Below are 25,045 nucleotides of genomic sequence, written 5' to 3' on the forward strand. Positions count from 1 at the left end.
TGACGACCATAGAGCATTGGAACCACCTGATCCCATCCCGAACTCAGAAGTGAAACGATGCATCGCCGATGGTAGTGTGGGGTTTCCCCATGTGAGAGTAGGTCATCGTCAAGATTGAATTCCGAAACCCCAATTGCGAAAGCAGTTGGGGTTTTGTTTTGCCCGCAATAAACACCCGTGGAAGCTCGTGATAAATTTGCACGGTCATTTACGAACGAGGGCACTAGAATAGCCCCACCTTAGCCGAGCCAGAGCGCTTTATGCCCGACCCGTCAGACACTGAGAGATTGTCGGATCTACCCCTGAACGATCTGGTGGCATGCCATGAATGCGACCTGTTGATGCGCAAGCCTCGGCTGGCCCATGGCGAAAAAGCCGAGTGTCCCCGTTGCGGATATGAGCTCTACGCGCACCGGCACAATGTCGTCGAGCGCAGCCTTGCCTTGGTGATTGCCGCACTGCTGTTGTACGTGCCGGCCAATTTCCTGCCGATCATGCAACTCAACCTGCTCGGGCAGTCCTCCCAGGACACCGTCTGGAGCGGCGTAGTCGGTTTGTTCGATACGGGCATGCAAGGCATTTCGGTGGTGGTGTTCCTGTGCAGCATGGGCATTCCACTCCTCAAGCTGCTTTGCCAGCTGTTGGTGCTGCTGACCATTCGCCTGGATATCGGCCGCAGTTATGGTTTGTTGCTGTATCGCATCTATCACCATCTACGCGATTGGGGAATGCTCGAGGTCTACCTCATGGGCGTACTGGTGGCCATCGTCAAGCTGGCGGACATGGCGGCCATCACCGTAGGCCTTGGCCTGGTGTGTTTCATCAGTATGTTGCTGGTCCAGGTCTGGCTGGAAGTGGTGATGTCACCGCATCAGATCTGGCAAGCGTTATCAGGGGAGGATGATCATGCGGGCGATTGATGCAGGCATTCTGATCTGTACGGAATGCCATGAATTGAATCGGCAGGACCCCGAGGCCGACAAGCAAACCTGCACCCGCTGTGGGGCGCTGGTTCATCCTCGTCGCCCGGACAGCATGATGCGGACCTGGGCGTTGTTGATCACCGCCGCGATTCTTTACATTCCGGCCAACCTGCTGCCGATCATGACCATCAACTCGCTGGGCAAGGGGGCCCCGAGCACGATCATGGCCGGCGTCATCGAGCTGGTGCAGCACGGCATGATCCCCATCGCGGCCGTGGTGTTCATCGCCAGTATCGTGGTGCCCACGTTCAAGCTGGTGGGTATTGCCCTCTTGCTGTTTTCCGTACAGCGGCACCAGCCGATGTCGGCTCGCCAGCGCATCCTCATGTACCGTTTCATCGAGTTCATCGGCCGCTGGTCGATGCTGGATATCTTCGTGATCGCGATCCTGGTGGCCGTGGTGAATTTCGGCCGCCTCGCCAGTGTCGAAGCCGGGCTGGGGGCCATCGCATTTGCCAGCGTAGTGATTTTGACAATGATTGCCGCAGTAACCTTCGATCCCCGACTGATCTGGGATAACACGGAGTCGGATAACGACCATGACTGATTTGCCTACCGCAAAAACCCGACCGGCTTCGAACTGGTCGGCCATCTGGATCCTGCCGTTGATCGCCCTGGTCATCGGCGGTTGGCTCGGCTGGCGGGCCTACAACGACACCGGGATCGAGATCAGCGTACGCTTCGAAAGCGGCGAAGGCATCCAGGCCAACAAAACCGAGATCGTCTACAAGGGCATGTCGGTGGGCAAGGTGAAGGCCTTGACGCTGGACGATGAAGGCAGCTCGAAAGGCGTGATCGCCACCATCGAGATGAACAAGGACGTCGAGCAATACCTCAAGACTGGAACGCGTTTCTGGCTGGTCAAGCCGAGTGTCAGCCTGGCCGGCATCACCGGGCTGGAAACCCTGGTGTCCGGCAACTACGTGGCGATCAGCCCGGGGGAAGGGGAGTCGACGCGCAAGTTCAAGGCCTTGGCGGAGGAGCCGCCGCTGTCGGATTCCAAGCCGGGCCTGCACCTGACGATCAAGGCTGACCGGCTGGGTTCGCTGAACCGCGGCAGCCCGGTGTTCTACAAGCAGATTCAGGTTGGGCAGGTGAAAAGCTACGTGCTGTCCGAAGACCAGAGCACGGTCGAGATCAAGGTGTTCATCGAGCCGACCTACGCCAGCCTGGTGCGCAAGCACACGCGTTTCTGGAACGCCAGCGGCATCAGCATCGATGCCAACCTGTCGGGCGTCAAGGTGCGCAGCGAATCCCTGGCCAGCATCGTGGCCGGCGGTATTGCGTTTGCCACGCCGGAAGGTCGCAAGGACAGCCCGCCGACGGATCCGAGCCTGCCGTTCCGGCTCTACGAAGACTTTGACGCCGCCGCCGCGGGTATCCGTGTGAAGGTCAAGCTCAGCGACTTCGAAGGCCTGCAGGCCGGTCGGACGCCGGTGATGTACAAGGGCATCCAGGTCGGCAACCTGAAGGCCCTCAAGGTCGATCCGGACCTGTCCAGCGCCACGGCCGAGTTGACCATGGATCCGCTGGCTGAAGATTACCTGGTCACCGGCACCCAGTTCTGGGTGGTCAAGCCATCGATCTCCCTGGCGGGGATCACCGGCCTGGAAGCGTTGGTCAAGGGTAACTACATTGCCGTGCGCCCGGGGGACAAGGGCGGCGCGCCCCAGCGCGAGTTCGAGGCACGGGCCAAGGCGCCGCCGCTGGACTTGCGTTCGCCCGGGCTGCACCTGGTCCTGCTCACGGAAAACCTGGGATCGCTGGAGGTCGGCAGCCCGATCCTCTACAAACAGGTCAAGGTCGGTTCGGTGCAGAGCTACCAGTTCTCGCGCAAGAAAAAACAGCTGATCATCGGTGTGCACATCGAGAAAGAGTACGAAGGCCTGGTCAACGGTTCGACCCGGTTCTGGAACGCCAGCGGCATTACCCTCACGGGTGGCTTGACCGGCGGGATCCAGGTCAAGAGCGAGTCCTTGCAAAGCCTGATGGCCGGCGGGATCTCCTTTGAGACGCCAGAGCCGAATGTGCCGCTGAAACGGCGTATCCCGCGTTTCCGCTTGTTCGAGGACCGTGAAGCGGCACAGCAGCGGGGCACCCAGGTGACGATCAAGCTCGATCGCGCCGATGGCTTGCGCAGTGGCACGCCGATCCGTTTCAAAGGCCTGGATGTGGGCAAGGTCGAAAAGGTCGATTTGAGCGCCGACATGCAATCGGTATTGCTCACTGCGCGAATCACCGAAGTGCCGGAGCGCATTGCCCGGGTCGGTTCGCAGTTCTGGGTGGTCAAGCCCGAGTTGGGGTTGATGAAGACGTCCAACCTGGAGACGCTGGTGAGCGGCCAGTACATCGAGGTGCAACCCTCGGCAAAGAACCTGGGACCGCAGAAGAACTTCGTGGCCCTGGCCAACCCACCGGAAACGGCCGCGCCCGAAGCGGGCCTGAGCCTGGTATTGAGTGCGGCTCGCCGTGGCTCGTTGAAGATCGGCGTGCCGGTGACCTACCGCGAGATCACGGTAGGCAAGGTCACCGGTTATGAGTTGGGCCAGACCGCGGATCGAGTGTTGATCCATATCCTGATCGAACCCAAGTACGCGCCATTGGTGCGCACCGGCACGCGGTTCTGGAACAGCAGTGGCTTTGGCCTGGACTTCGGTTTGTTCAAGGGCGCGACGGTGCGCACCGAATCCCTGGAAACGCTGATCCAGGGTGGCATCGCCTTCGCCACGCCGGATGGTGAGCGGATGGGCGCCCCGGCGCGTCCGGAGCAGACCTTCGCGCTGTTCGATAAATTCGAAGAGGAATGGCTGACCTGGGCGCCGAAGATCAGCCTTGGCAAGTAGTTTGGCGCTATCGCGAGCAGGCTCGCTCCCATGGGGGGCTGCACGCAGGTGCTGAAATAGCGCAATGAAAAAGGCCGCGTTCCATCAGGAGCGCGGCCTTTTTTATTTCCGGCGTTTCACCTCACACCGCATCCAGCTCCGGCTCGTCGGCCTGGACGTTCACCGTGGCTTTTACCGCGTCGTGACGACGGATGTATTTCCAGTCCGCCTCGTCGATGTAGATCCCGTTCGGGCCGCTGCCGCCTTCCAGGTCGATGGCGACACTGGCGCAGACTTGCGGCTTGACGCTCGCCAGGATCGGCACGAAGCCCAGTTGCAGGCTGGTTTCCAGCAAGGCGGCCTGGTTCTTCTCGTCAATGTCCGCCGCTTCGTCCAGGTAGTACGGCAGGCGCACGCGACCGGCCTGTTCGCGGTCCATCAGGTGCAGCAGCAGGTACATGTTGGTCAGCGCCTTGATGGTCATGGTGGTGCCGTTGGACGCCGCGCCGTCGATGTCGGTGTGGATCACCGGCTGGCCGTTGACCTTGGTGATCTCGAACGCCAGTTCGAACAGGTCCTTGAGGCCGAGCTGGTTGTGGTTCGCCGCCACCAGGCGCGCCAGGTATTCCTTGGCCTCTTCGTTCTTGTTGTCCTGCTCCGCGCTCTGGCTGAGGTCGAACACCGACAGGGTCTCGCCTTCCTCGTACTGGCCGGCGCTGTGGATGATCTGGTCGATGTGCTTGAGGGCTTCCTTGTTCGGCGCCAGGACGATACGGAAGCTTTGCAGGTTGGACACCTGGCGCTTGTTGATCTCGCGGTTGAACAGCGCCAGTTGATGTTCGAGGCTGTCGTAGTCGCTGCGGATGTTGCGCAGGGTCCGGGCGATATCGGTCACCGCCGCGCGACGCGCCTTGCCCAGGGTCAGGGCCTCGTCGGTGCGGTGCGCATAGGCGTTGATCAGCAGTTGCAGGCGTCGCTCCATGTCGTCTTCGCTGTCGAACTTGGCCACGCCCTTGAGGCGCACCTGGGCATACAGCGCTTCGATCTGGCCGTCGACGCGCAGCAGGCCTTGCCAGCTGTCCTGGTAGTCATTGAGCAGTGGCAACAGGTTGTCCATGGAATCGTCGACCGGGTCCATGAACGGCGTGCCGAACGGCAGGTCCGCCGGCAGCAACTGACGGCGACGCAAGGCGTCGTCGAGGGTGCGCTGCTTGGCTTCCATGTCGGCGATCTGGCGGCCCACCAGTTGCAGCTTGGCGGAGAGTTGCTGGACGCGTTCGGTGAAGGCATCGCTGGAGCGCTTGAGTTCCTCCTGGGCTGCTTCCATCTGCGCCAGTTGCTCGAGCTTTTCGCCTTCTTCGGCGCTCAGGGTCTGGGTGCGGCGGAAATCTTCCAACGCTTTCTGGGCGTCCAGGACTTGCTGGTACAGCGCTTCGGTCTGGGTCTTGCTCGCCGCCCGGTCGGCCGCGACGGCTTGCTGGGTCTTGAGCTGCTTGAGCTCTTTTTCCAGGCGCTCCTTCTGGTCGCGCAACGCCGCGCGGTCGGCCAGCGCCTGCAAGGCGGGTGGCTCGATGTGGGAGAGGTCGATGGCCAGGCCCGGCACCTCGAAGCGCTCACCCTTGAAGCCGTCGAGGATCAGTTCCAGGGACTTGACCCATTGGCCGTCCTCGTCCAGCGCGATGCCGTGCTCTCCCAGCGGCAGGCTGAACAGGGCGCTGTTGAACAGGCGCATCAGGCGTTCGACGTCCTGTTGCGAGAATTCTTCGCGCAGGCGGGCGTAGCTGTTGTTGTCGGCGTGATCGAGTTGCTGCTTGACCGACTTCAGGCGTTTTTCCAGGTCCCGCAGGCGTTCTTCCAGGTCTTCGGCACTGAACTGCCGGGACTGGGCCAGGGCGCCGGCCAATTCGTCGTGGGCGTCCTTGGCGGCGAGCAGTTGCTGCTCCAGGACCTTGACGTCATCCACCAGGGCGAACTTGTGCTTGAGCACCGAGAGTTCGCCGAGCCAGCGCTGGATGCCGGTGATTTCCCGCTCCAGGCGCATCAGCTCCTGGGTGCCACCGCGCTGGTCGTTCTGCAGCGAATCCTGCTCGTTGCGGTAGTGTTCGGCCTGGAGGGTCAGCTCTTCCTTGCGCGCACTGGCGTAGTCCGACCAGGTGCCGAGCAGCGAATCGAGCAGCGGCGACAGGCGATGCAGTTTGCCGCGCAGAATATCGCGTTGCTTCACGCCATTGGCCAGGGCTTCCACCAGCGGGCCAGCGGCCACCAGGGAGTTGTAGTCCTGCTCCATGCGTCGTACGTCGCGGAACGCTTCTTCGCACGCGGCGATGTAGTCCACGCTGCCGGAGCGCAGGCTGTGTTCGAACGCGTCGAGGAACAGCTGCTTGAGCTTGGCCGCGGTGATTTCGCGCATGTGCAGCAGGTTGATGAACAGCGCGCGGAAGGTCTTGAGGCTTTGTTCGCTGGTGGAGCGCAGGGGGATCAGCGTCAGGTTCAGCGGGATCGAGGTGTGTCCACCCACCAGCAGGCGTCGCAGTTCATCCGGCTTGAGTTCGTAGGCCTTGAGGCCTTCGCGCTCCAGGTTGGTGAACAGCTCTTTCTGACGCAGGCACGTGTCGTTTTGCTGATAGTGAGCCAGGTCCAGCTTGCCGGCGTAGGCAAAGAACTGGTGGCCGAAACCGCCGCCCGGGCCGCGACCGACCACGCCGATGACATGGGGGCCGTGGGGCAGGGCAACTTCCACGAGGATGTAGCTGGTGTCCGATGCGAAATAGAAGCGCCGGGATTGTTCCAGGCTGTATTTGCCGAAGCTCATGTCCGACATGCGCGCCAGGATCGGGAACTGCAAGGCGTTGATCGACGCGGATTTACCGAGGTTGTTCGCGCCATACACCGACAACGGTTCTTCCAGCGGGAACAGGCCAAGGCTGTAGCCGGCGGTATTCAAAAGGGCAAAGCGGCGGATGCCGTAGCGTTCCTGGCTCATGCGTCGGTCTCCTGTTCTTCGGCAATGGCGCGGGCCAGTGCGTCTTCTTCGCTCTCGTCTTCAAAAGGCGCCAGATCGAGCGGGTCGTCGGTCTGCAGCAGTTTCTCGTCGCTGTCTTCGTCGATCAGCACCGGCGCCGGCAACGGCAACACGCTGTGCACGCTGGCGGCCAGGTCGCGGTCCTGCTGGACCGACAGGCAGACGTCGAGGAAGCGGTGCATCGGCGGCAGGAAGCGGTACACACCGTTGTCTTCGCTGGCGAAGCCCAGCTGGGTCATGCGGCGCATGATTTTTTCTTCCAGCTCTTCCTGGGTCTGGACTTCGGCCTGGATGAACAGGTCACGGTACTTTTCCAGCAGCGAAGGCAGCTCATCGCGGCCCAGGCTGCCACCGTCGAGCACGGCGATCGGGTCGCGACCCTGGTCGGCCAGGTGTTCGACCAGGATGAAAGTGAACAGGGCCAGGCGCTGGGCGGTCTTGTTCACCGCCGCGGCGGCCAGGTCCGGCACGAAGTAATAAAAGCCACGGGTGTCGCATACCAGTTCGAAGCCCAGGGCCTTGAACAGCGTGCGGTACTGGTCCTGGAAGTTGGACAGTTGGGCGTACAGCTCCGGGTCGCGGCGGCTGACGTGGTAGCCCTTGAACAGCTCGCGGAAGATCGGCGCCAGCTGGGACAGTTCGGATAGATCAAGATGCATGGGGGATGCTCGCAGAATCCTCGGCGGCGCTGTCGCGGGCCGAGAGCAGGGCGAAGGAGCGCAGGCTGACCTGATGCTCGTGGGTGTGGTATTCGCGGCGTTCCAGACGCTCGCGCTTGAAACGTTTCTCCCGCGACAGGCGCGAGAACCAGTACAGCAATTCGTCGGTGGCGCTGTCCGGTTCCTGTTCCAGCAGCCAGGTCATCAGGTCCGGCATCGGCAGCGCGTCTTCGCAGCGCTCGACCATCTCGCGCGCGGTGCGCGGTGCACGGGGGGCATCGCCGCCCTTGTGGGTCTTGTGGGACTTGGGGAAACGCGCTGGTTTCGGCTCGAAGCGGGCCAGGGCGTAGACATAGGCTTCCACCTGGCTGGCGCTGCCGAGGAAGGTGCTTTGCGGCCGGGTGAACAGCGGCATGGCGGCCTGGGGCACGGCATCGATGCCTTTGCGGCGGATGGCGGCCAGGGCCAGGGCGGCGCCACGGGTCACGGCGTTGTGGCGACGGGCTTCTTCGCGCAGGGGCAGCAACAGCTCGCGGGCATGGCGCAGGGTCAACTGGGCGCTGGTCTGCATCTCGAGGATCCGGGCGTGGGTGCGCAGCAGCATGTCGTCGTCCACCAGGTGGCCGAGGCGTTGCTGTTCGGTGAGCATGCGCAGCAGCACGTTCTCGACCTTGCGCACGCCTTGCTCGAACGCACCGTCGGCGTTCACCAGCTGGATCATCGGCTCGACGTATTCGTCCCAGGTCGCCAGCACTTCGGCGTAGCGCTGGCGCAGCGGGATCTGCCGGTCGCTGGTCTTGGCGCGCTCGGCCACGGCCACCAGGGCCTGTTCGTCGTTGGCGAGTTTTTTGAGCACGTCGCGCACGCGCATGTCCAGCAGGCGCAACTGGCGCGCGAGGTCGTTGCCGTCACGCACGTCGAAGGCGTCCTGGATATAACCGGCCAGGCGCTCGAGGTGGCGCAGGTAGGCTTCGATCTCCAGGCACAGGCCCAGGCGGTGCTCGCGGCGCAGGTAAGCGAGGAAGTCGTGGATCTGGGCATTGAGTTCGAAGCGGTTCGGACTTTTTGCCACTGGCACCAGGATGTCCAGGCGGATCCACACGTCCAGCAGTTGGGTGATGTCCTGGGGCGTGCTGTCCAGCTGTTGGGCGGCCAGTTGTGAACGCAGTTCGTTGAGGCTCAGGGTGCCCTGGTCGAAGTGCTCGCACAAAGGTTCCAGCAATGCCCAGTGTTCGGCGAGGGCGCGCAAGACGCGCTTGGGTTCGATCATCGCAATGGCCGTCGGGTTGGCAATTAAAAGCGGCGATTGTACTGCATCGGGCCGGTTGCGATTCACCCCTGAGACGGACTGTCGTGCGTATCGTCCAACTATTGGCTCGACGGGGAAGCGATCCGCGTCGAAGGGCGGTAGAATCCCTCCCACTTTCAGTTATCCACAAGTGGCCGACCCTTGCTTATCGAGTCTCGTCGCCGCGCCTATCTGACCGCCATGCAGGTGGTCAGCTGGCTGCCGCGTACCGAATTGCCCTTCGCCGCCCCGTCGCGGCCCGAGCTGCTGGAGGCGCCCGAGCCGCTGGACGTCCCGCCGGCGCCGGCCATGCCGGTGGCCAAGGCGCCGGTCGAACCTTCGACGCCTGCGCCCGAGCGGCCGAAGATCGAAGTGCCGCGTCCGAGCCTGGCGGCCAATCGCACCAGTGCCAAGCCGGTCGCCGAGGCCGATGAAGCGCCCGCGCCGGCCAAGGTCGCGCCGCCGCGTTTCGCCTTGCAACTGCTGCGCGCCGGGCGCTGCCTGCTGTTGGTCGAGCTGCCCACCGGCGAGCCGTTCCAGAGCCGCGACCCGGCCTATCTGCTGCTCAAGGACATGCTGCGCGCCGCCGGCCTGCCGGACAGCCCGCAGATCGTCGGCGAACCGGTGCGCTGGCCGCTGCTGTCTCGCGGCACCATGGACCAGGGCCCGGACGCGGCCCGGGATTTCGTCCAGGGCTTCGTCTCGGCCCGCTTGGAAGACGAGCCCTGCGTGTGCCTGTGGCTGATCGGTCTGCCGGCGGTGAAGTTTGCCGGCGAGGCGGACGCTGATGCCTTCACTCGCGAACTGCAGGTCGAAGGCCTGGGCTCGGCCTGGGCGCTGCCCGGGCTGGAACTGTTAATGGAAACGCCACAGCGCAAGGCTGACGTCTGGCAAGCCATGCGCCGGCTGATGGCGCGTTGGAAAGAATCGAATGAGTGACGCTGTATCGTTCCGCCCGATGACCGAGGCGGACCTCGACGCTGTGCTGAAAATCGAATACGCCGCCTACAGCCATCCCTGGACCCGAGGGATCTTTCTCGACGGGCTGGGTAAATACCAGATCTGGCTGATGTTCGAAGGCCAGCAACAGGTGGGCCATGGCGTGGTGCAGGTGATCCTGGATGAAGCGCACCTGCTCAACATCACCGTCAAGCCGGAAAACCAGGGCCGTGGCCTGGGCCTGCGCCTGCTGGAACACTTGATGTCCATCGCCTACCAGGCCCAGGCCCGGGAGTGCTTCCTGGAAGTGCGCGACAGCAACCGCACGGCGTTCCGGTTGTATGAACGCTACGGTTTCAACGAGATCGGCCGGCGCCGGGATTATTACCCGGCGGTGGGTGGGCGCGAGGATGCGGTGGTCATGGCTTGCACGCTGGTGGACTGAATCGCCCCATGGGGGCGTGAGCCTGCTCGCGAAGACGCCGGTACATCCGGCACTGATGCAAACTGATCCACCGCTATCGCGAGCAGGCTCGCTCCCACAGGGTTTGGGTGGGGTACACAAACCTGAATACACAAAGCCCCTGCGGGAGCGAGTTTGCTCGCGATGGCGATGGCCGGGTCAGCGCTTGCCATCCAGCGGATCGATGTCCGCCATTTCCGCCTCGTCCAGCCCATCGCCGCCGCCAATCTCATCCTCATCGACGATGCTCAGGTCCCAATCGGCCTGTTCGTCTTCGCCCAGTTCATGGGCATCCCGGGCGCCGTCTTCGCGAATCAGGGTCTCGGGGCTCAGGTCGTCGTCGGTCGGCTGGTGATCATCCGTCGAGGCGCCGGTCAGGCCCGCTTCGCGCACCCGTTCATGGGGCATCAACTGTTCGCGCTCGTTCTCCGGCAGTTCGTCGCCGATCTTCGCGCTGGGCTGTTCGTCGTCGAACTCCAGCTCGTGCATCGAGCCCATGCGGTCTTCATTGTCATCGATCGGCTCCGGTTGGGCCGCGTCGAAAGGACGTCGTGAATCATTCATGGCAATTCCTCATACTGGGGTTACTGGGTGGACCCGCAGCGCTGCCGAGAATTCCAACGGCATTATCGAAGTGACCTCGACGACCGGTCGATTGTCAAAGTTGCGCACTATTCTCGAGGGCAAGCAGCATGAACGAACTACAAGATCTGATTGATAACAACGCGCGCTGGGCCGATGCGATCAAGCAGGAGGATCCTGACTTCTTCGCCAAGCTGGCTCGTCAGCAGACCCCGGAGTACCTGTGGATCGGCTGTTCCGATGCGCGGGTACCGGCCAACGAAATCGTCGGCATGTTGCCGGGCGATCTGTTCGTGCACCGCAACGTGGCCAACGTGGTGCTGCACACCGACCTCAACTGCCTGTCGGTGATCCAGTACGCCGTGGACGTGCTGAAGGTCAAGCACATCCTGGTGACCGGCCACTACGGCTGTGGCGGCGTGCGGGCCTCGATGCAGGACCGCCAGCTGGGCCTGATCGACGGTTGGCTGCGCTCGATTCGCGACCTGTACTACGAGCACCGTGAGGCGCTGGCCCAATTGCCGACCGAAGAAGAACGCGTGGACCGCCTGTGCGAGTTGAACGTGATCCAGCAGGTGGCCAATGTCGGCCATACCAGCATCGTCCAGAACGCCTGGCACCGTGGGCAGAAGCTGTCGATCCATGGTTGCATCTACGGCATCAAGGACGGGCGCTGGAAAAGCCTGGACACCACCATCAGCGGTTTCGAGCAGTTGCCACCGCAGTATCGGTTGCGTCCCGTCGGCGCGCCGTGACGTAGGCCTGTCAGTCGCGATGACACCGATGGCGCCAGTGCCGTAGGAATTTCATTCCTTGCTCGTTGGGCGGTTCGTCATAACCTGTGATCCAACCGTGACAGTTGGACGAACCGCACCGGCAGGCAAACTGGCGATACAGCTTCTGTTCGGTGCTGGCGTGGTCGGTGGTCAGGCTGTCGCCCTTGGCGATGCGGGTCAGGGCCCATAGCCACAATTCGCTCATGTCGAGAAACACATTCGGGTTGCAGGAATGCGCCAACAGCCCGGCGAAGTACGGGTCGTACATGTGGACTTCCGGCAGCACCTGCAGCGTATGCGGGCCTCGACGGGCCACCAGCAGCCCGGACACCCGGCAGATGCGTTCCATGGGGGCGAAGTCGCGCTGGGCGATGACGGCGAAGCCGTGTCCGTCGGCCGCACGCAGGATTTGAAAATCCCGGGCCGAGGGATAGCGCAGCCGCGTACTGAGTGCTTTTTGGGGATAGAGGCAATCCCCGATCCGCGAGCGGGCTTGGGATGGACTGGAAGTGGTCATGACTGTCCCTGTCGGCAAAGGTCGGCTTTCAGCGCCAGCGATCCTGCCAACGCTCGTTGTAATTCGCAGCTTCCTCCAACTCCAACCTGACGGCTACTGTCAACTCTGACAGGCGTGCGCGATGCATGCCCCGTCGGTGTGAACCGACAGGGCACGCGCCTCGTGGGCTTTATACCGGTTCGGCGGGCAGCGGCATCGGCGCCTTCAATTGCGGAAGTTGCGTCTTGATCGCCGGTGTATCGCAGGTTTTAGCCGCTTCTTCCGGGGTCAACTTGCGGATCGTGGTGTAGAACAGCTCGCAGGTCTTTTCCTTTTGCGTGACTTGCCAGGTCTGGGTGCACTGGTTCAGCAACGTGGTCGGGTCGGAGCCCGGCTTGCTGCCCATGCCAGCCTGCCAGCAGGCCGCGCTCAGGTCCTGGCCCATGACCTTCAGGCCCGCCGCATCGGCCTTGGCTTCGTCACCGTCGTAGTTGGTCTTGTCGGCGGCGTACCAGATATAGCTCGGGTGGTTGGAGCCCAGCACCGATACCGGGGTGCCGCCTGTCGGCGTGATGGTCGCCAGGCCGAGCACATTCACGGTCTGCCCGTATTGGGTCTTGATCCAGTTCCGTACGGGGGCGCCGAAGGCCACCATGGGCAGCGAGGCGCCGGCGGAGGTCTGGGTGAGCTGCTTGACCATGATGGTCTGGTAGGCGTTGAAGTAATCGTACAGCCCTTCCAGGGTCTGGCCGGCATTGGACGGGGCCGCGATGGGCGCGATGTCGATGATGGTCTGGTAGCCCGGCGTCTGTGCGGCGGGGATGCCGTTGTCGGTCAGCAACGAGGCCCAGCGGTCGGTGGTGGCCGACTCCAGGTAATCCTGGGCCTGGGTCAGGGAGTAATCCGGCGGGAAGTGCAGCAGTTCGATGCTCTTGCGGTTCTCCAGGGCCATGCCCAGGGGCAGGAACAGGTACCAGTTGTAGGCCCATTTCTTCTCGCTGTTGAGTTTCGTCGCGCCGTTGTAGGCCAGGTCACCGGCGTCGAGCAACGCCGTCAACGGTTGGCCATAGCCCTTGGGCACCCCGCTGATGTGGGCGTAGACCTTGCCCTTGTCGCGCTTGACGCTGACCTTGGCCGTGCCATAGCCGTCGCGCTGCACGCTCTGGGTCAGGTAATGCTCGACGGTTTGCTCCAGGGTCCAGTTGCGAAAGCAAATGACGTTGCAGTTGTTGGGGTAGGCAAAGAGGCGGGTGACGCGTTCGGTGCTGCCCAGCTGTACATCGATATCGGCCGCGTGGGCGGCGGCACTGAAGGCCAGGGCGGCAAGAGAACATACGGCGAGTTTTGACATGCTCAGATCCTTTTCAGCGTGGAGACCCCTCGTTAGGGTGTCTCCATACTGAAACAGACCGAGCCGAAGAAACAGTGGGCCAGGGGAAATATCAGGGTTTTTTTATGGCTTTATGGCATCACTGGCGGCAAATAGGACAGCGTGGTGCCCAACGCCCATAGCAGCGCCAGCACCAGGGGTGTATGCACCAGCAATTGCACGAACGAGAACCCGATCAGGTCCCGAGCCTTGAGGCCCAGCACGCCCAGCAACGGCAGCATGTAGAACGGGTTGATGAGGTTCGGCAGGGCTTCGGCCGCGTTGTAGATCTGCACCGCCCAGCCCAGGTGGTAGTTCAGGTCATTCGCCACCTGCATGACATAGGGGGCCTCGATGATCCATTTGCCGCCGCCCGAGGGAATGAAGAAGCCCAGCACCGCCGAGTACACGCCCATCAGCAAGGCGTAGGTGTCATGGGAGGCGACCTGTACGAAAAACGTCGAGATGTGGTGGGCCAGCGTCTGGGCATCGCTGCCCTTGACGGTGGTCAGCAACGCCGCGATCGAGCCGTACAGCGGAAACTGGATCAGCACGCCGGTGGTGGTCGGTACCGCCCGGGCCACCGCGTCGAGGAAACTGCGCGGCCGCCAGTGCAGCAGCGCCCCGAGCATCAGGAACAGGAAGTTGTAGGTATTGAGCCCCGAGATGGCACTGATCGCCGGTTTCGTCGAAAACTCGTGGAACAGCCAGCCGGCGGCCAGCAGCACCAGGGCGAGGGTCAGCAGCGGGCTGTGCTCCAGCCATTCGCCGGGGCGGGTGCGGGGTTGCAACGCCGGCATGCTGAAGCTCGGGTCGATTCCGCACGCGGCGGCATCACGGGCACTGTTCGGCCCGGGGGCGGTCGCGTAGGCGACGATCAACGAGACGACAATCAGCGCCAGCAGCATGACCCCGGACTGCCAGAGGAAAATGGTCTGGGTGAAGGGAATCACGCCGGTGATCGACAGGATCGACGGGGGCAGGCTCGCCGGGTTGGCCTGCAATTGCGCGGCCGACGACGACAATCCCAGGGCCCACACCGCCCCCAGCCCCAGGTAGGCGGCCGCACCGGCGGCGCGATAATCCATTTTCAGCTCGGTCCGGCGGGCGAGGGCGCGCACCAGCAGGCCGCCGAATACCAGCGACAATCCCCAATTGAGCAGCGACGCGACCATCGAGATCAACGCCACCCAGGCGACGGCGGAGCGACCATTGCCGGGGATCCGCGCCAAGCGATCGATCAACTGCACCGCCGGCGGCGAACTGGCCACCACATAGCCGCCGATCACCACGAAGGCCATCTGCATGGTGAACGGGATCAGGCTCCAGAACCCATCGCCGAACGCCATGGCCGCCGCCGTGGGCGTGGCGCCGATGAATTGGGTGGCCACGGCGACCACCAGCACCGCCAGCGCGGCGAAGACCCAGGAGTCGGGAAACCAGCGCTCGGCGAAACTGGAGCAGCGCAAGGCAAAGCGGGCGGAACGGCTGTCTTCGATGTCGGTGGTCACGGTCGTTACCTCTATTCTTATGATTGGTTTCTGGGCACTGGAGCGACGACGCCCCGACAACGGTAGAACAATCCACTGACCATGGAAGCCGGGCCGTGGTTCGCGGCCGCGCGAGAAAATGCACCGCTGACCAACGGTACTCTTCAGAAAAAATTCGCCGGGCCGATGGCAAGGGAATGGACCTGTCAACCCTCCTGCCTGGAGCATGCTTATGTTCAACAATCGCCTGAAGCAGGAGCTGGTGGCTCTTCGCCAAGAACTGTCGAGTCTCATGCAGGTGAAAGAAAGCCTGGACCGCGAAATGCTGGCCCTGACCCTGGATGTCGACGGACGAATTCAGACGGTCAATCAGAATTTTCTCGAGCAGATGCACTACAAGAGCCAGGACCTGATTGGCCGGCCTGTCGAGGAACTGGTCCCGGCGTACCTGAAGAACAACGAGTTCCAGCTTCGTTTCAAGACGGCCCTGACCCGTGGCGAGCATTTCTCCGGTGCCGTGCGCCTGGTCCGTGGCAATGGCCAGGAAGCCTGGCTGCGTTCGATCCTGCAGCCGGTGCTCAACGCCGAAGGGCGGATCCGCTATTTTTCGATGTACTCCAACGACCTGACCCGTACGATCGAGGGCTCGCGCGAGCATGAAAACCTGATCGGCGCCCTTGTTCGCTCCACGGCGGTGATCGAGTTCGACCTGGGCGGCCATGTGCTGACGGCCAACGACCGTTTCCTCAACGCCATGGGCTACAGCCTGGCGCAGATCAAGGGCAAGCATCACCGCCTGTTCTGTGATCCGGAGGAGTACAACAGCGCGGCCTACCAGCAGTTCTGGAAACGCCTGAACAGCGGTGAGTTTGTCGCCGGTCGCTTCAAGCGCATCGACAGCAACGGTCGCGAAGTCTGGCTGGAGGCGTCCTACAACCCGGTGCTCGACGCCAACGAGCGGTTGTACAAGGTGGTCAAGTTCGCCACCAACATCACCGATCAGGTCAACCAGGAAAAAGCCGTCGCCGAAGCCGCCAACATCGCCTACAGCACTTCGTTGCAAACCGACAACAGCGCCCAGCGCGGCACCACGGTGGTGACCCAGGCGGTGGACGTGATGCGCGACCTGGCCCGGCACATGCAAACCGCCGGCGAAGGCATCGAGGCGCTCAACGAGCAGTCCCTGGTGATCGGGACCATCGTCAAGACCATCAGCGGCATCGCCGAGCAAACCAACCTGCTGGCGCTCAACGCCGCCATCGAAGCGGCCCGGGCCGGTGAACAGGGCCGGGGCTTCGCGGTGGTGGCCGACGAGGTCCGCCAGTTGGCATCGCGGACCAGCCAGGCGACGGATGAGATTGTCGGCGTGGTTCGCCAGAACCAGGACATGGCGCGCAACGCCGTGGCGCTCATGACCGACGGCCAACACCAGGCCGAACAGGGCCTGGCCCTGGCTGCCGAGGCCGGTTCGGTGATCGTCGAGATCCAGGACGGGGCGAAGAAGGTGGTCGACGCGGTGAGCCAGTTCGCGAACCAGCTCTCCAGTTGATGCCGTGAGTTTATTGTTTTTTACATATTAATTATTGTTTTGCGATAATTTCGTCGTTATGGTCTGGGCTCCTCTCAGGGTTGGAGCTCTCACATGTCGTCGAATCGTCTTGCTTTGTATAGCCAGCGCATGGCCGCCATCACGCTTGTCTTCATGGTCGTGATGATGGTCATCAACACCGCTGCCTGGTTGTTTCCTGATGCAGCGTCACGCTACGGCCTGGGGTTTGCCTTGACCGAGCGCCAACTGTCGAGCATGTCCGAAGAGGCGATGCGCCTGTCCGGTTGGCAATGCCTGGGCGCCATTGTGCTGTCGAGCATCCCGTTGCTCGCCCTGGTTGCCGGGTTGGCCAATTTGCGGCAGTTGTTCAAGCGGTACGCCCAAGGCCTGTACTTTTCCAGCGACGCTGCGGTTTATTTGGGAAAGGCCGGCCGGGCGGTCGTCTTGTGGGTGGTGTTGGACTTCCTCTGTGAACCGTTCCTCAGCCTGCTGGTGACGATTCATGCGCCCGTCGGTCAACGCCTGCTGACCCTCAGCGTGACCGCTCCGTCGTTCGTCGCTTTGTTTCTCGCGGCCTGTATTGCGATCATTGCCCGGATACTGTCCCAGGCCAGTGAAGTCGATTCAGAAAACCGAACCTTCGTTTGAGAGCCCCATGCCGATCGTGATTCAACTTGATGTGATGTTGGCGCTGCGCAAGGTCAAGTCCAAGGACCTGGCTGCCGGCATTGGCATAACGGAAGCCAACCTTTCCTTGCTGAAACAAGGAAAGGTCAAGGGCATCCGCCTGGCGACCCTGGAGGCCATCTGCAGCTACCTGGACTGCCAGCCCGCCGACTTGCTGGTCTACCAACCGCCGGGCAAGGAAGATCAGTCCCCCAGCGCCTGACCCTCGCGGCGCGGCTCCGCGCCGCCAGCCAGTGAGGCTTTGCCCTGGGCATCACGCACCCGGACGATGGCCTGGGTGCCGCTGGTCATGTCGATTTCGCTGACGGCGTGGCCTTTGTCTTTCAGCGCCTGGATCAGCGTCGGGCTGAACTGGCCCTGTTCCAGCTCGGTGGGGCCGTTGCGGCTGCCGAAGTTGGGCAGGTTGATGGCTGTTTGTGGGTCCAGGTTCCAGTCCAGCAGGCCGATCACCGACTTGGCCACGTATTCGATGATCTGCGAACCGCCCGGGGAACCGACGGTCGCCATCCATTCACCGCTCTGGCGATCGAAGATCAGCGTCGGCGCCATGGATGAGCGCGGACGCTTGCCCGGCTCGACACGGTTGGCGACCTTCTGCCCGTTCTCCTCGGGAATGAACGAGAAGTCGGTCATCTGGTTATTGAGCATGAAGCCCTGGACCATCAGGTGCGAGCCGAACGCCGACTCCACCGTGGTGGTCATGGACACGGCGCCGCCCTGGTCATCCACCGCCACCACTTGCGAGGTGGAGATGCGCAGCGGCGAGCGGTCCGGCGCGTAGGCCACCTGGATGCCTGGCGGCGTGCCGGGCTTGGCGATGCCCATGCTGCGTGGGCCGATCAGGCTGGCACGGCTGGCCAGGTAGGCGCGATCCACCAGGCCGTTGACCGGTACGGGGACAAAATCCGAGTCGGCGACATACTGGGCGCGGTCGGCGTAGGCCAGGCGTTCGGCTTCGGCGATCAGGTGCACCGCTTCGGGCGCGGGCTCGATGCCGGCCGGTTTATCGGTCTTGTGCGGTTTCAGGGGCGCGAGGGCGAGGCGGCTGTCGCGCTGCTCCAACGCCTGCAAGGTGCCGAGGATTTGCGCCACGGCAATCCCGCCGGAGGACGGCGGCGCCATGCCACAGACTTGCCAGCGCTTGTAGTCGGTGCACAGTGGTGCCCGTTCCCGGGCGGTGTAGCCCTTGAGGTCGTCCAGCGAAAGACTGCCGGGATTGGCGTGGCCTTGCACCTTGGCGACGATTTCCTCGGCCACCGGGCCTTGGTACAACGCATCGGCACCTTCGTCGGCGATGCGCTTGAGCACACCGGCCAGCGCCGGGTTCTTCAATAGGGTGCCGACCGCTTTCGGGCTGCCATCGACGTTGAGGAAATACCTGGCCATGTCTGGCGAACCCGGCAAGGACGGATCGGCGGCAATCATCGAATGCAGCCTTGGCGAGATCGTGAAACCCTGTTCCGCCAGGGCGATGGCTGGCTCGAACAGCGTCGCCCATTTCAGCCGGCCGTGCTTGCGATGGGCCAGTTCCAGCGCACGCAATACCCCCGGTGTCCCCACGGAGCGTCCGCCGATCTGCGCGGCGGTGAACCCCATGGGTTTGCCGTCAGCTTGCAGGAAAAGCCGTTCCGTGGCGCCGGCCGGTGCCGTTTCGCGGCCGTCGTACGTGCGCACGGCCTTGCCATCCCACAGCACGATGAACGCGCCGCCGCCAATGCCCGAGGATTGCGGCTCCACCAGGGTCAGCACCGCCTGCATCGCGATCGCCGCATCGATGGCCGAGCCGCCACGCCGCAGCATTTCGCGCCCGGCCTCGGCCGCCAGCGGGTTGGCCGCAGCCGCCATGTGCCGGGTGGCGTGTTGGGTGTGCAGGTCGGTGCGGTAGCCGGAAGCGATCTCCGGCGCGGTGGGCAAGGTTGGCGTGGCGGTCGAGGAGGGCGGCGCCTTGCATGCGCCAAGGACCAGGGCGATCGCCAACAGCGAAACGGCTGACAGGCGTTGAAGATTCAAGGGCTGATGTGTGGGCACGTGTCGCTCCATCCGTGGGACAGGGTAGGGAGACCGACTGTAGCGAGGGGAGGCGTATGGTGCAAATCAGGGGTAATCGGCGGGTGAGTGCGACGAGTGAGCGCACTACGGCTCGATGGAGGCGAGCCAGGCTTTTCTCCAGGCATAAAAAAACGGCTTATCTTTCGATAAGCCGTTTTTGGTACTTGGTGGCTACACAGGGACTTGAACCCCGGACCCCAGCATTATGAATGCTATGCTCTAACCAACTGAGCTATGTAGCCAAGTGGCGCGCATTATTCGCCGGTAACGAAGATGTGTCAAGCGTAAATCTGAAATATTTCTCTGCGCTTTCAACCGCTTATCCATCCTCGTCGCAAATGCCCGTCAACCGAGTTGAAATCTCCCCGTGTTGGCACTCAAGGCCTGGCTTCCCTGGCTCAGGGTGTCCGCCGCCAGGTTCACCGCGCGGGCGCCTTCCAGCAGGCGCATGGCGGCCTGGTCGACCTGTTGGATATTGCCGCTGACCTCGTCGGCGGTGCTGGCTTGTTCGTCCACGGCGGTGGCGATTTGCGCCAGGGTGTCGGTGACGCTCTGCACGGCGCTGGCGATTTCCCCCAGGCGCTCGCCCAGGCCGGTGACGGCTTGCGCATCGGTCTGGGCCTGGCCGCAGGCCGCTTCCATCAGGCTGACCGCTTCGTCGACGGTGGCGCGCAGGCTGTCGACGGTGGCGGCAATCTGTTGCGTGGACGACTGGGTACGTTGCGACAGGCTGCGGACTTCGTCGGCCACCACGGCGAAACCACGGCCCTGTTCGCCGGCGCGAGCGGCCTCGATGGCGGCGTTGAGGGCCAGCAGGTTGGTTTGCTCGGCCACGCCACGGATGGTGTCGACCACCAGTTGGATCTGTTGCCCCTGTTCGCTGACCCGGCCCAGGGCGGCGGCGGTGTCGTTGAGGCGCTGGTTGAGCTGCTGGATGCTCGTGGTGGTGCGCTGGCTGTCGCGGCTGCTGTCGGTGGCGATGCGCCGGGTTTGCTGGGCGCTGTCGGAGGCCTGCTCACAACTCTTCGCCACGCCTTGAGAGGTGGCCGCCAGTTGCGTGGCCGCGGCCGCGATCTGGCTGATCTGCATCTGCTGGGCTTCGACCTCGCCCAGGGCGCCACTGGAATGGGTGTTGAGGGTGCGCACGGCGTTGCTCAGCTGCAACGTCTCGTGGTCCACCCCCAGCAAGCTGTTGCGCAATTGCACCACGGCGACGTTGAGGGCGGTGCTGATGGCCGCCAGTTCGTCGCGGCCCTGCACCGGCACTTGCAGGCTGAGATTGCCATCACGCAGGGCCTCGGCGAGCAGGGTGATGCCGCTGGCGCTGCGGCGGATCGACGCTTGCAGGCAAATGAACAGGTAGAGCGCTGCCAATAGCAGGCAGCCGAGTACCGTCGCCACCAGGGTGAACTGGCGGATGGCCGAGCCATGGTAGTGGTCCAGCCGCGTATCCAGGGCTACCAGGGATTGCTGGCGCAGGGTCGCCAGGTCGGCCAGGAGTGCATCCATTTGTTTTTCGAAGGCTTCCGGCTTGAGCGTGATGGAGCCGCCGAACACGCCGTCATCCAGCACTTTCAAGCCGGCATCCAGGTTCTTGAGGCTGGCCTGGTATTGGCCGGCCCAGGTTTGCAAATCGCTGGGCAGGCGGGTTTCCAGCAGTGCGCCGGTCTTGACCAACTGGTCCCGGGCGTCGCCGATGCGGCTGCGCAGGTCCCGCAGTTGCAGGCGGCTTTGCAAGGAGAATTGACCCGAGACCACGGAGGCCTGGCCAACGCTGGTCAGGCGCCCGACCCGTTCGATCAGGTCCGGGGTCTGCTGGGTGGAAATCTGGGTCAACAGATAGGTTTCCAGCCAGGAAGCGAGGTTCAGGCGATTGTCCATGACCATTTGTTCGCGCAACGCTTGCAAGGCGCTGAGGGCGGCGGTGAAGCGGTCATAGCCGTCCGGCCACCAGCCCACCGTCCCCAGGCTTTTCGAATCCAGGCCGTTGAGGCTGTTCTGCAGGGCCTGGAAGCGGGCCAAGGTGTCGGCTTCGGCGCCTTCGGCTTGCAGGGTCGTGCCCAGGTCGTTGGCGGCCTGGTTGAGCGCCGGTTGCACGGCATCGAATGCCGCCATGGCCGCCAGCGTCGCCGGGGTCGGTTGGCGATTGGTTTCCGTGGCCCGCCAGCGCGCCGCCCGATTGCGCTGGGCGGTCAGCAGGTTGTCCAGGTTGTCCAGGGCCAGCAATTGGCGGACCCCGTTGCGCTCCCCGGAAATCAGGCTGAGTTTGTCCCGATAATCCTGGCCAATGAGCCACAGGCTGCCCATGAGCGGCAGGATGAAAAGCAGGAAAAGCAGTTGGAATTTACGGGCGAAGCCGAAACGTCCCAACAATCTGATGCCCGGTGACAGAAAAGCCTGCATGCCCATACTCCCCTGGACACCTGTGCACTGTTTTTGTGCGGTTCTACACACGTGCTGGAACAGGTGCCCTTTTAAAAGGCTTCGAAAGTTTGTCCAAATCGGCTCTGTAGGCCTGCTCTGTAGCGAAACTTCCCATTCTCGGTCCACTTTGTAAGGGGCCGCGTCTTAGGGCATTTACAAGGCAAGATTCAGACCATGGCGTTGGGCTATTACCTGGTGGGCAGGGTGTTTTTTTCCAGGCCTATCGTACCCTGGGGAGCGCGGCCCCCGCACCGAAAAATGGCACTTGGTGGGAGCGAACCTGCTCGCGAAAGCGATACCCTATATTGTCGTAGTCGGGTTGTGCTACCGGCTTCGCGAGCAAGCTCGCTCCCACAGGAAGGGGTGGTCGTTGCGAATGCAAAATGCGTGTCGATGCGAGGTTGCGGCGGCTTTGTCAGATCCTGTAATGATTCCGCTCGTATGACGCGTCCTGAAGTTATGTAGGATTTTTATCCCCAATCACTGTCAGGTCGATATGAACGCCCACGTGGAACCTCCCGGCAACCTTTTCCGTTTCATCCCACGCTTTTGCGCGACGTCTTTTCGAGGGAGTGAATAATCCCCATGGAATGGATCGTCGACCCCACGGCCTGGCTTGGCCTGCTGACCCTGATCGTGCTGGAGCTGGTGCTCGGCATCGATAACCTCGTATTCATTGCCATCCTGGCGGACAAACTGCCGCCCGAGCAGCGCGATCGCGCCCGGGTGATCGGCCTGTCCCTGGCGTTGTTGATGCGCCTGGGCCTGCTGGCCAGCATTTCCTGGATGGTGACCCTGACCGAGCCGTTGTTCGAGGTCTTCGCCAAGACGTTCTCGGGGCGGGACCTGATCATGCTGTTCGGTGGCGTGTTCCTGTTGTTCAAGGCCACCATGGAGTTGCATGAGCGCCTTGAAGGGCATGTGGCGCAACGTACGGGCAACGCCGCTTATGCGCTGTTCTGGCCGATCGTGGCGCAGATCGTGGTGCTCGATGCGGTCTTCTCGCTGGACGCGGTGATCACCGCCGTGGGCATGGTCGAACACCTGTCGGTGATGATGATCGCGGTGATCTTCTCCATCGGCCTGATGATCGTTGCCAGCAAGCCGCTGACTCGCTTCGTCAACTCGCACCCCACGGTCATCATGCTTTGCCTGGGCTTCTTGATGATGATCGGTTTCAGCCTCACGGCGCAGGGCCTGGGTTTCCATATCCCGAAGGGCTATCTCTACGCCGCGATTGGCTTCTCGATCCTGATCGAGTTGTTCAACCAACTGGCGCGCGTTCGTCGCCAGAAGAGCCTGCAAGGTCGCCGGCCGATGCGTGAGCGTACCGCCCATGCGGTGATGCGATTGCTGGGCGGGCAAAAGTTGAGTGTCGAGGAAGTGGGCGAGGACATCGCCGACATGCTCGCCGGTGATAAGGTCGAGCAGGTGTTCGACCGACGCGAGCGCGTGATGATCAGTGGTGTGCTGCAGTTGGCGGAGCGCCCGATACGCACGGTGATGACGCCGCGTGCGCAGGTCGATCACATCGACCTGGCCGATGCGCCGGACGCGATTCGCACACGGCTGATGCACTCCTCGTATTCCCGCCTGCCCCTGGTTCGGGAAGGGCGGGTGGATGAGCCGCTGGGGTTTATCCACAAGAAGGAATTGCTCAAGGAAATGCTCGCGGGCCATTCGCCCAACCTCGAAGCCATGGCGCGCCAGGCCATCAACTTGCTGGACAGCTTCACGATTCTCAACGCCTTGGAGCAGATGCGCAAAGCGTCCACCCACATCGCGTTCGTGGTGAACGAGTTCGGCGACTTCATCGGCCTGCTGACCATGACCGACATCCTGGAGTCGATCGCTGGCGAGCTGCCGGACGCCAGTGAAATCGAAGGGCCGAACATCGTCGCGCAGGAGGACGGCTATCGCGTCAGCGGTGCGCTGAATCTCAGCCAGATTCGCGAGCACATCGGTTTCCAGGCGCAGGCGACAGACGATTACCAGACGCTCGCCGGTTGGGTCATGAGCCGGTTGGACCGCTTGCCGGTCATGGGTGACCAGCTCCATTGGCAAGGCTGGGACGTGACCGTCGTGGAGGTACAGGAGCGCCGTGTCACACGGGTGCTGATGCGCAAGGACGGGTAAGGGGCGGCGCAATCTGGCCGCCAGCCCTGCGCCTGGGAATACCTATTGGAGATGCGGCAGGGTGACAGTTCTTGTTATCCTGACGCCCCTCTTTCAAGGACGATTCCGAGACACGCCATGGCTAACGACACTTCGTCCCCCATCGGGAAGGTACTGCTGGGCCTGCTGTTTGCCCTGATCGGTATCGGCCTGCTGGTCATCACCGCCAATCTCACCCTCGAACGCCGCGAATTTCTCGCACGCGCACAGACCGCCGATGGCATCGTCAGCCGCCTGAATGCCGGTGGCTCGCATCCCGAGATCGCCTTCACCAGCGCCAGCGGCGAGAACATTTCCTACCCCCAGGGCGGCTTTATCTTCGGCTACCAGCCGAATCAGGCCGTGCGGGTGCACTACCTGCCCGAGCAGCCGGCCGCCAGCGCCATCGTCGATGACGCGGGTGCGCTGTGGGGCACTTCGGTGGTCCTGGGCGTGATCGGCTTGGTGTTCTCCCTGGTCGGCCTGGCAACGGTCTTGCGTCAGCGCGGCCGCGGTGCGGTTCATTCAGCTAAAGGACTTTGAACGTATGAGCTACAACATCCCAATCCCGGTCAATGAAAGCCGCTGGCAGTACCAGACCGCCAGCGGTGGTGGCCTGACCGTGGCCGTGGTGGCCGGCAGCGGTGGTTCGATCATCCTGCGTTCGCCAGAAGGCAAGGACGTCAGCTATTGCTACGGAGGCGTTGGCCTCGGGGTCGGGTTCGGTGCGCGGCTGCCGCGTTTCGGCAAGGTCAATCTGCAGATCAAGGGCAAGAGCGTGGGCGCGGCCGGCGCGGCGGAGGCCTTTCCCAGCACCGGCAAGGTCTTCGTCAGCGACGCCTTGGCCAGCCGTGACCTGACCGATGACGACATCACCGGGCCGTGCTTGTACACGGAGGTAGGGGCAGGCCTGGTGGTCGGCGGTTCGGCCACCGCCCTGTTGTTCGGGCTCGATCCCAAGTTGTTGGCATTGTCGGTGGCGTTGAGCGCCAGCCCGGCCACGTCGATGATCGCCTCCAGTACCGTCAACCGGCAGCTGTTGCAGTCGGCCAAGGGCGCGCTGGTCATGGCCGGGATGAACGCCGGCGCGCAGGCCGGTGGTGGCGCGGCCATCTACATGGGCTATCTGTTCTAAGCAAAATTCATGAGCGTTACCCACGAAAAAGCCGCGAATCAACGCGGCTTTTTTTGTGGGCAACGGCAACGGGTGCAACACGCCAGGCCAGGTGCCTGAGCCCTCCAGCGAAGCCAAACGGCGGGCTGTACGCCATTCGTCGAGCGGTGCCTGTGCAA

The 25,045-nt window shown here is 63.0% G+C and carries 20 protein-coding genes, 1 tRNA gene, 1 rRNA gene and 2 pseudogenes; 14 read left to right on the plus strand and 10 right to left on the minus strand.

What is annotated here, in order from left to right; all coding sequences use genetic code 11:
* The 4 genes from rrf to Q6A48_RS10655 all read left to right on the plus strand — a co-directional run.
* Positions 1–114: ribosomal RNA gene (gene rrf / locus Q6A48_RS10640) — 5S ribosomal RNA — on the plus strand; the annotation flags it as partial.
* 146 nt (positions 115–260) lie between these two features.
* A complete protein-coding gene (locus Q6A48_RS10645) occupies positions 261–920 on the plus strand; it encodes a paraquat-inducible protein A (protein ID WP_304554067.1) in 660 nt (219 codons plus the stop codon).
* A complete protein-coding gene (locus tag Q6A48_RS10650) occupies positions 907–1,530 on the plus strand; it encodes a paraquat-inducible protein A (protein WP_304554188.1) in 624 nt (207 codons plus the stop codon). The genes Q6A48_RS10645 and Q6A48_RS10650 overlap by 14 nt, the downstream gene beginning before the upstream one ends.
* The gene (locus Q6A48_RS10655; RefSeq protein WP_304554068.1) at positions 1,523–3,826 is read left to right on the plus strand and encodes a PqiB family protein; all 2,304 of its coding nucleotides are present in this window, start codon (positions 1,523–1,525) and stop codon (positions 3,824–3,826) included. The genes Q6A48_RS10650 and Q6A48_RS10655 overlap by 8 nt, the downstream gene beginning before the upstream one ends.
* 121 nt (positions 3,827–3,947) lie before the next feature.
* Here the strand turns inward: Q6A48_RS10655 and mksF are convergent, their stop codons facing one another.
* Genes mksF through mksB form a run of 3 tightly spaced genes read right to left on the minus strand, consistent with a single transcriptional unit; the run spans position 3,948 to position 8,756 of the window.
* A complete protein-coding gene (gene mksF, locus Q6A48_RS10660; RefSeq protein WP_304554069.1) occupies positions 3,948–6,788 on the minus strand; it encodes an Mks condensin complex protein MksF in 2,841 nt (946 codons plus the stop codon).
* Positions 6,785–7,486 (minus strand): Mks condensin complex protein MksE, encoded by a 702-nt coding sequence (gene mksE / locus Q6A48_RS10665; RefSeq protein ID WP_024778194.1) that lies wholly within the window; start codon positions 7,484–7,486, stop codon positions 6,785–6,787. The genes mksF and mksE overlap by 4 nt, the downstream gene beginning before the upstream one ends.
* On the minus strand, positions 7,476–8,756 hold the full coding sequence (gene mksB / locus Q6A48_RS10670; protein WP_304554070.1) for an Mks condensin complex protein MksB: 1,281 nt from the start codon (positions 8,754–8,756) through the stop codon (positions 7,476–7,478). The genes mksE and mksB overlap by 11 nt, the downstream gene beginning before the upstream one ends.
* A 180-nt stretch (positions 8,757–8,936) precedes the next feature.
* Here mksB and Q6A48_RS10675 point away from each other — a divergent pair, with 180 nt between their 5' ends.
* On the plus strand, positions 8,937–9,713 hold the full coding sequence (locus tag Q6A48_RS10675; RefSeq protein WP_304554071.1) for an energy transducer TonB: 777 nt from the start codon (positions 8,937–8,939) through the stop codon (positions 9,711–9,713).
* Positions 9,706–10,158, plus strand: coding sequence for a ribosomal protein S18-alanine N-acetyltransferase (gene rimI, locus Q6A48_RS10680; RefSeq protein ID WP_304554072.1), 453 nt, complete (start codon positions 9,706–9,708; stop codon positions 10,156–10,158). Before Q6A48_RS10675 ends, rimI begins: the two co-directional genes overlap by 8 nt.
* A 177-nt stretch (positions 10,159–10,335) precedes the next feature.
* On the opposite strand, the gene Q6A48_RS10685 is transcribed toward rimI, so the two are convergent.
* The gene (locus tag Q6A48_RS10685; RefSeq protein ID WP_304554073.1) at positions 10,336–10,740 is read right to left on the minus strand and encodes a serine kinase/phosphatase; all 405 of its coding nucleotides are present in this window, start codon (positions 10,738–10,740) and stop codon (positions 10,336–10,338) included.
* A 128-nt stretch (positions 10,741–10,868) separates the two neighbouring features.
* On the opposite strand from Q6A48_RS10685, the gene can reads away from it, so the two are divergent.
* Positions 10,869–11,513 carry a carbonate dehydratase gene (gene can, locus Q6A48_RS10690; protein ID WP_041023284.1) on the plus strand — a complete coding sequence of 215 codons (645 nt, stop codon included), beginning with the start codon at positions 10,869–10,871 and terminating at the stop codon, positions 11,511–11,513.
* A 10-nt stretch (positions 11,514–11,523) separates the two neighbouring features.
* Here can and Q6A48_RS10695 read toward each other — a convergent pair whose 3' ends face one another.
* The 3 genes from Q6A48_RS10695 to Q6A48_RS10705 form a co-directional block, all read right to left on the minus strand.
* Complete coding sequence (locus Q6A48_RS10695) at positions 11,524–12,051, minus strand: SET domain-containing protein (RefSeq protein ID WP_304554074.1); 528 nt, start codon at positions 12,049–12,051, stop codon at positions 11,524–11,526.
* A 169-nt stretch (positions 12,052–12,220) separates the two neighbouring features.
* The gene (locus tag Q6A48_RS10700; protein WP_304554075.1) at positions 12,221–13,381 is read right to left on the minus strand and encodes a hypothetical protein; all 1,161 of its coding nucleotides are present in this window, start codon (positions 13,379–13,381) and stop codon (positions 12,221–12,223) included.
* Between the two features lie 110 nt (positions 13,382–13,491).
* Positions 13,492–14,910: a short-chain fatty acid transporter gene (locus Q6A48_RS10705; RefSeq protein WP_304554076.1), complete on the minus strand. Its 1,419-nt coding sequence runs from the start codon at positions 14,908–14,910 to the stop codon at positions 13,492–13,494.
* Positions 14,911–15,211: 301 nt separating this feature from the next.
* On the opposite strand from Q6A48_RS10705, the pseudogene Q6A48_RS26055 reads away from it, so the two are divergent.
* From Q6A48_RS26055 to Q6A48_RS10720, 4 genes and pseudogenes are all read left to right on the plus strand, one after another.
* Positions 15,212–15,898, plus strand: a pseudogene (locus Q6A48_RS26055) (PAS domain-containing protein); the annotation flags it as partial.
* 108 nt (positions 15,899–16,006) lie between these two features.
* Positions 16,007–16,438 (plus strand): annotated as a pseudogene (locus tag Q6A48_RS26060) (methyl-accepting chemotaxis protein); the annotation flags it as partial.
* Positions 16,439–16,531: 93 nt separating this feature from the next.
* Positions 16,532–17,086, plus strand: a complete 555-nt coding sequence (locus tag Q6A48_RS10715; RefSeq protein WP_304554078.1) for a DUF2975 domain-containing protein — start codon at positions 16,532–16,534, stop codon at positions 17,084–17,086.
* A 7-nt stretch (positions 17,087–17,093) separates the two neighbouring features.
* A complete protein-coding gene (locus tag Q6A48_RS10720) occupies positions 17,094–17,327 on the plus strand; it encodes a helix-turn-helix domain-containing protein (RefSeq protein WP_304554079.1) in 234 nt (77 codons plus the stop codon).
* On the opposite strand, the gene ggt is transcribed toward Q6A48_RS10720, so the two are convergent.
* The 3 genes from ggt to Q6A48_RS10735 form a co-directional block, all read right to left on the minus strand.
* On the minus strand, positions 17,309–19,153 hold the full coding sequence (ggt, locus tag Q6A48_RS10725) for a gamma-glutamyltransferase (RefSeq protein ID WP_304554080.1): 1,845 nt from the start codon (positions 19,151–19,153) through the stop codon (positions 17,309–17,311). The two genes, Q6A48_RS10720 and ggt, sit on opposite strands and share 19 nt — an antisense overlap.
* Positions 19,154–19,339: 186 nt before the next feature.
* Positions 19,340–19,416, minus strand: a tRNA-Met gene (locus Q6A48_RS10730).
* A gap of 103 nt (positions 19,417–19,519) precedes the next feature.
* Positions 19,520–21,577, minus strand: coding sequence for a methyl-accepting chemotaxis protein (locus tag Q6A48_RS10735; RefSeq protein WP_304554081.1), 2,058 nt, complete (start codon positions 21,575–21,577; stop codon positions 19,520–19,522).
* A 606-nt stretch (positions 21,578–22,183) separates the two neighbouring features.
* On the opposite strand from Q6A48_RS10735, the gene Q6A48_RS10740 reads away from it, so the two are divergent.
* The 3 genes from Q6A48_RS10740 to Q6A48_RS10750 all read left to right on the plus strand — a co-directional run bounded on the left by Q6A48_RS10740 (position 22,184) and on the right by Q6A48_RS10750 (position 24,887).
* Complete coding sequence (locus Q6A48_RS10740; RefSeq protein ID WP_304554082.1) at positions 22,184–23,734, plus strand: TerC family protein; 1,551 nt, start codon at positions 22,184–22,186, stop codon at positions 23,732–23,734.
* Positions 23,735–23,851: 117 nt separating this feature from the next.
* On the plus strand, positions 23,852–24,295 hold the full coding sequence (locus Q6A48_RS10745; RefSeq protein WP_304554083.1) for a DUF3592 domain-containing protein: 444 nt from the start codon (positions 23,852–23,854) through the stop codon (positions 24,293–24,295).
* A gap of 4 nt (positions 24,296–24,299) precedes the next feature.
* The gene (locus Q6A48_RS10750) at positions 24,300–24,887 is read left to right on the plus strand and encodes a hypothetical protein (RefSeq protein ID WP_304554084.1); all 588 of its coding nucleotides are present in this window, start codon (positions 24,300–24,302) and stop codon (positions 24,885–24,887) included.
* Positions 24,888–25,045 lie beyond the last annotated feature (158 nt).

Source organism: Pseudomonas citrullilanati (assembly GCF_030580855.1).
In the GTDB taxonomy this organism is placed as follows: domain Bacteria; phylum Pseudomonadota; class Gammaproteobacteria; order Pseudomonadales; family Pseudomonadaceae; genus Aquipseudomonas; species Aquipseudomonas citrulli.

Coding starts and splice junctions, on each gene's coding strand:
- Q6A48_RS10645 (WP_304554067.1), top strand. CDS start 261: ATGCCCGACCCGTCAGACACTGAGAGATTGTCGGATCTACCCCTGAAC.
- Q6A48_RS10750 (WP_304554084.1), top strand. CDS start 24,300: ATGAGCTACAACATCCCAATCCCGGTCAATGAAAGCCGCTGGCAGTAC.
- mksB (WP_304554070.1), bottom strand. CDS start 8,756: ATGATCGAACCCAAGCGCGTCTTGCGCGCCCTCGCCGAACACTGGGCA.
- Q6A48_RS10685 (WP_304554073.1), bottom strand. CDS start 10,740: ATGAATGATTCACGACGTCCTTTCGACGCGGCCCAACCGGAGCCGATC.
- mksF (WP_304554069.1), bottom strand. CDS start 6,788: ATGAGCCAGGAACGCTACGGCATCCGCCGCTTTGCCCTTTTGAATACC.
- Q6A48_RS10655 (WP_304554068.1), top strand. CDS start 1,523: ATGACTGATTTGCCTACCGCAAAAACCCGACCGGCTTCGAACTGGTCG.
- Q6A48_RS10700 (WP_304554075.1), bottom strand. CDS start 13,381: ATGTCAAAACTCGCCGTATGTTCTCTTGCCGCCCTGGCCTTCAGTGCC.
- Q6A48_RS10745 (WP_304554083.1), top strand. CDS start 23,852: ATGGCTAACGACACTTCGTCCCCCATCGGGAAGGTACTGCTGGGCCTG.
- Q6A48_RS10715 (WP_304554078.1), top strand. CDS start 16,532: ATGTCGTCGAATCGTCTTGCTTTGTATAGCCAGCGCATGGCCGCCATC.
- Q6A48_RS10720 (WP_304554079.1), top strand. CDS start 17,094: ATGCCGATCGTGATTCAACTTGATGTGATGTTGGCGCTGCGCAAGGTC.
- Q6A48_RS10695 (WP_304554074.1), bottom strand. CDS start 12,051: ATGACCACTTCCAGTCCATCCCAAGCCCGCTCGCGGATCGGGGATTGC.
- Q6A48_RS10735 (WP_304554081.1), bottom strand. CDS start 21,577: ATGCAGGCTTTTCTGTCACCGGGCATCAGATTGTTGGGACGTTTCGGC.
- Q6A48_RS10650 (WP_304554188.1), top strand. CDS start 907: ATGCGGGCGATTGATGCAGGCATTCTGATCTGTACGGAATGCCATGAA.
- can (WP_041023284.1), top strand. CDS start 10,869: ATGAACGAACTACAAGATCTGATTGATAACAACGCGCGCTGGGCCGAT.
- rimI (WP_304554072.1), top strand. CDS start 9,706: ATGAGTGACGCTGTATCGTTCCGCCCGATGACCGAGGCGGACCTCGAC.
- Q6A48_RS10740 (WP_304554082.1), top strand. CDS start 22,184: ATGGAATGGATCGTCGACCCCACGGCCTGGCTTGGCCTGCTGACCCTG.
- mksE (WP_024778194.1), bottom strand. CDS start 7,486: ATGCATCTTGATCTATCCGAACTGTCCCAGCTGGCGCCGATCTTCCGC.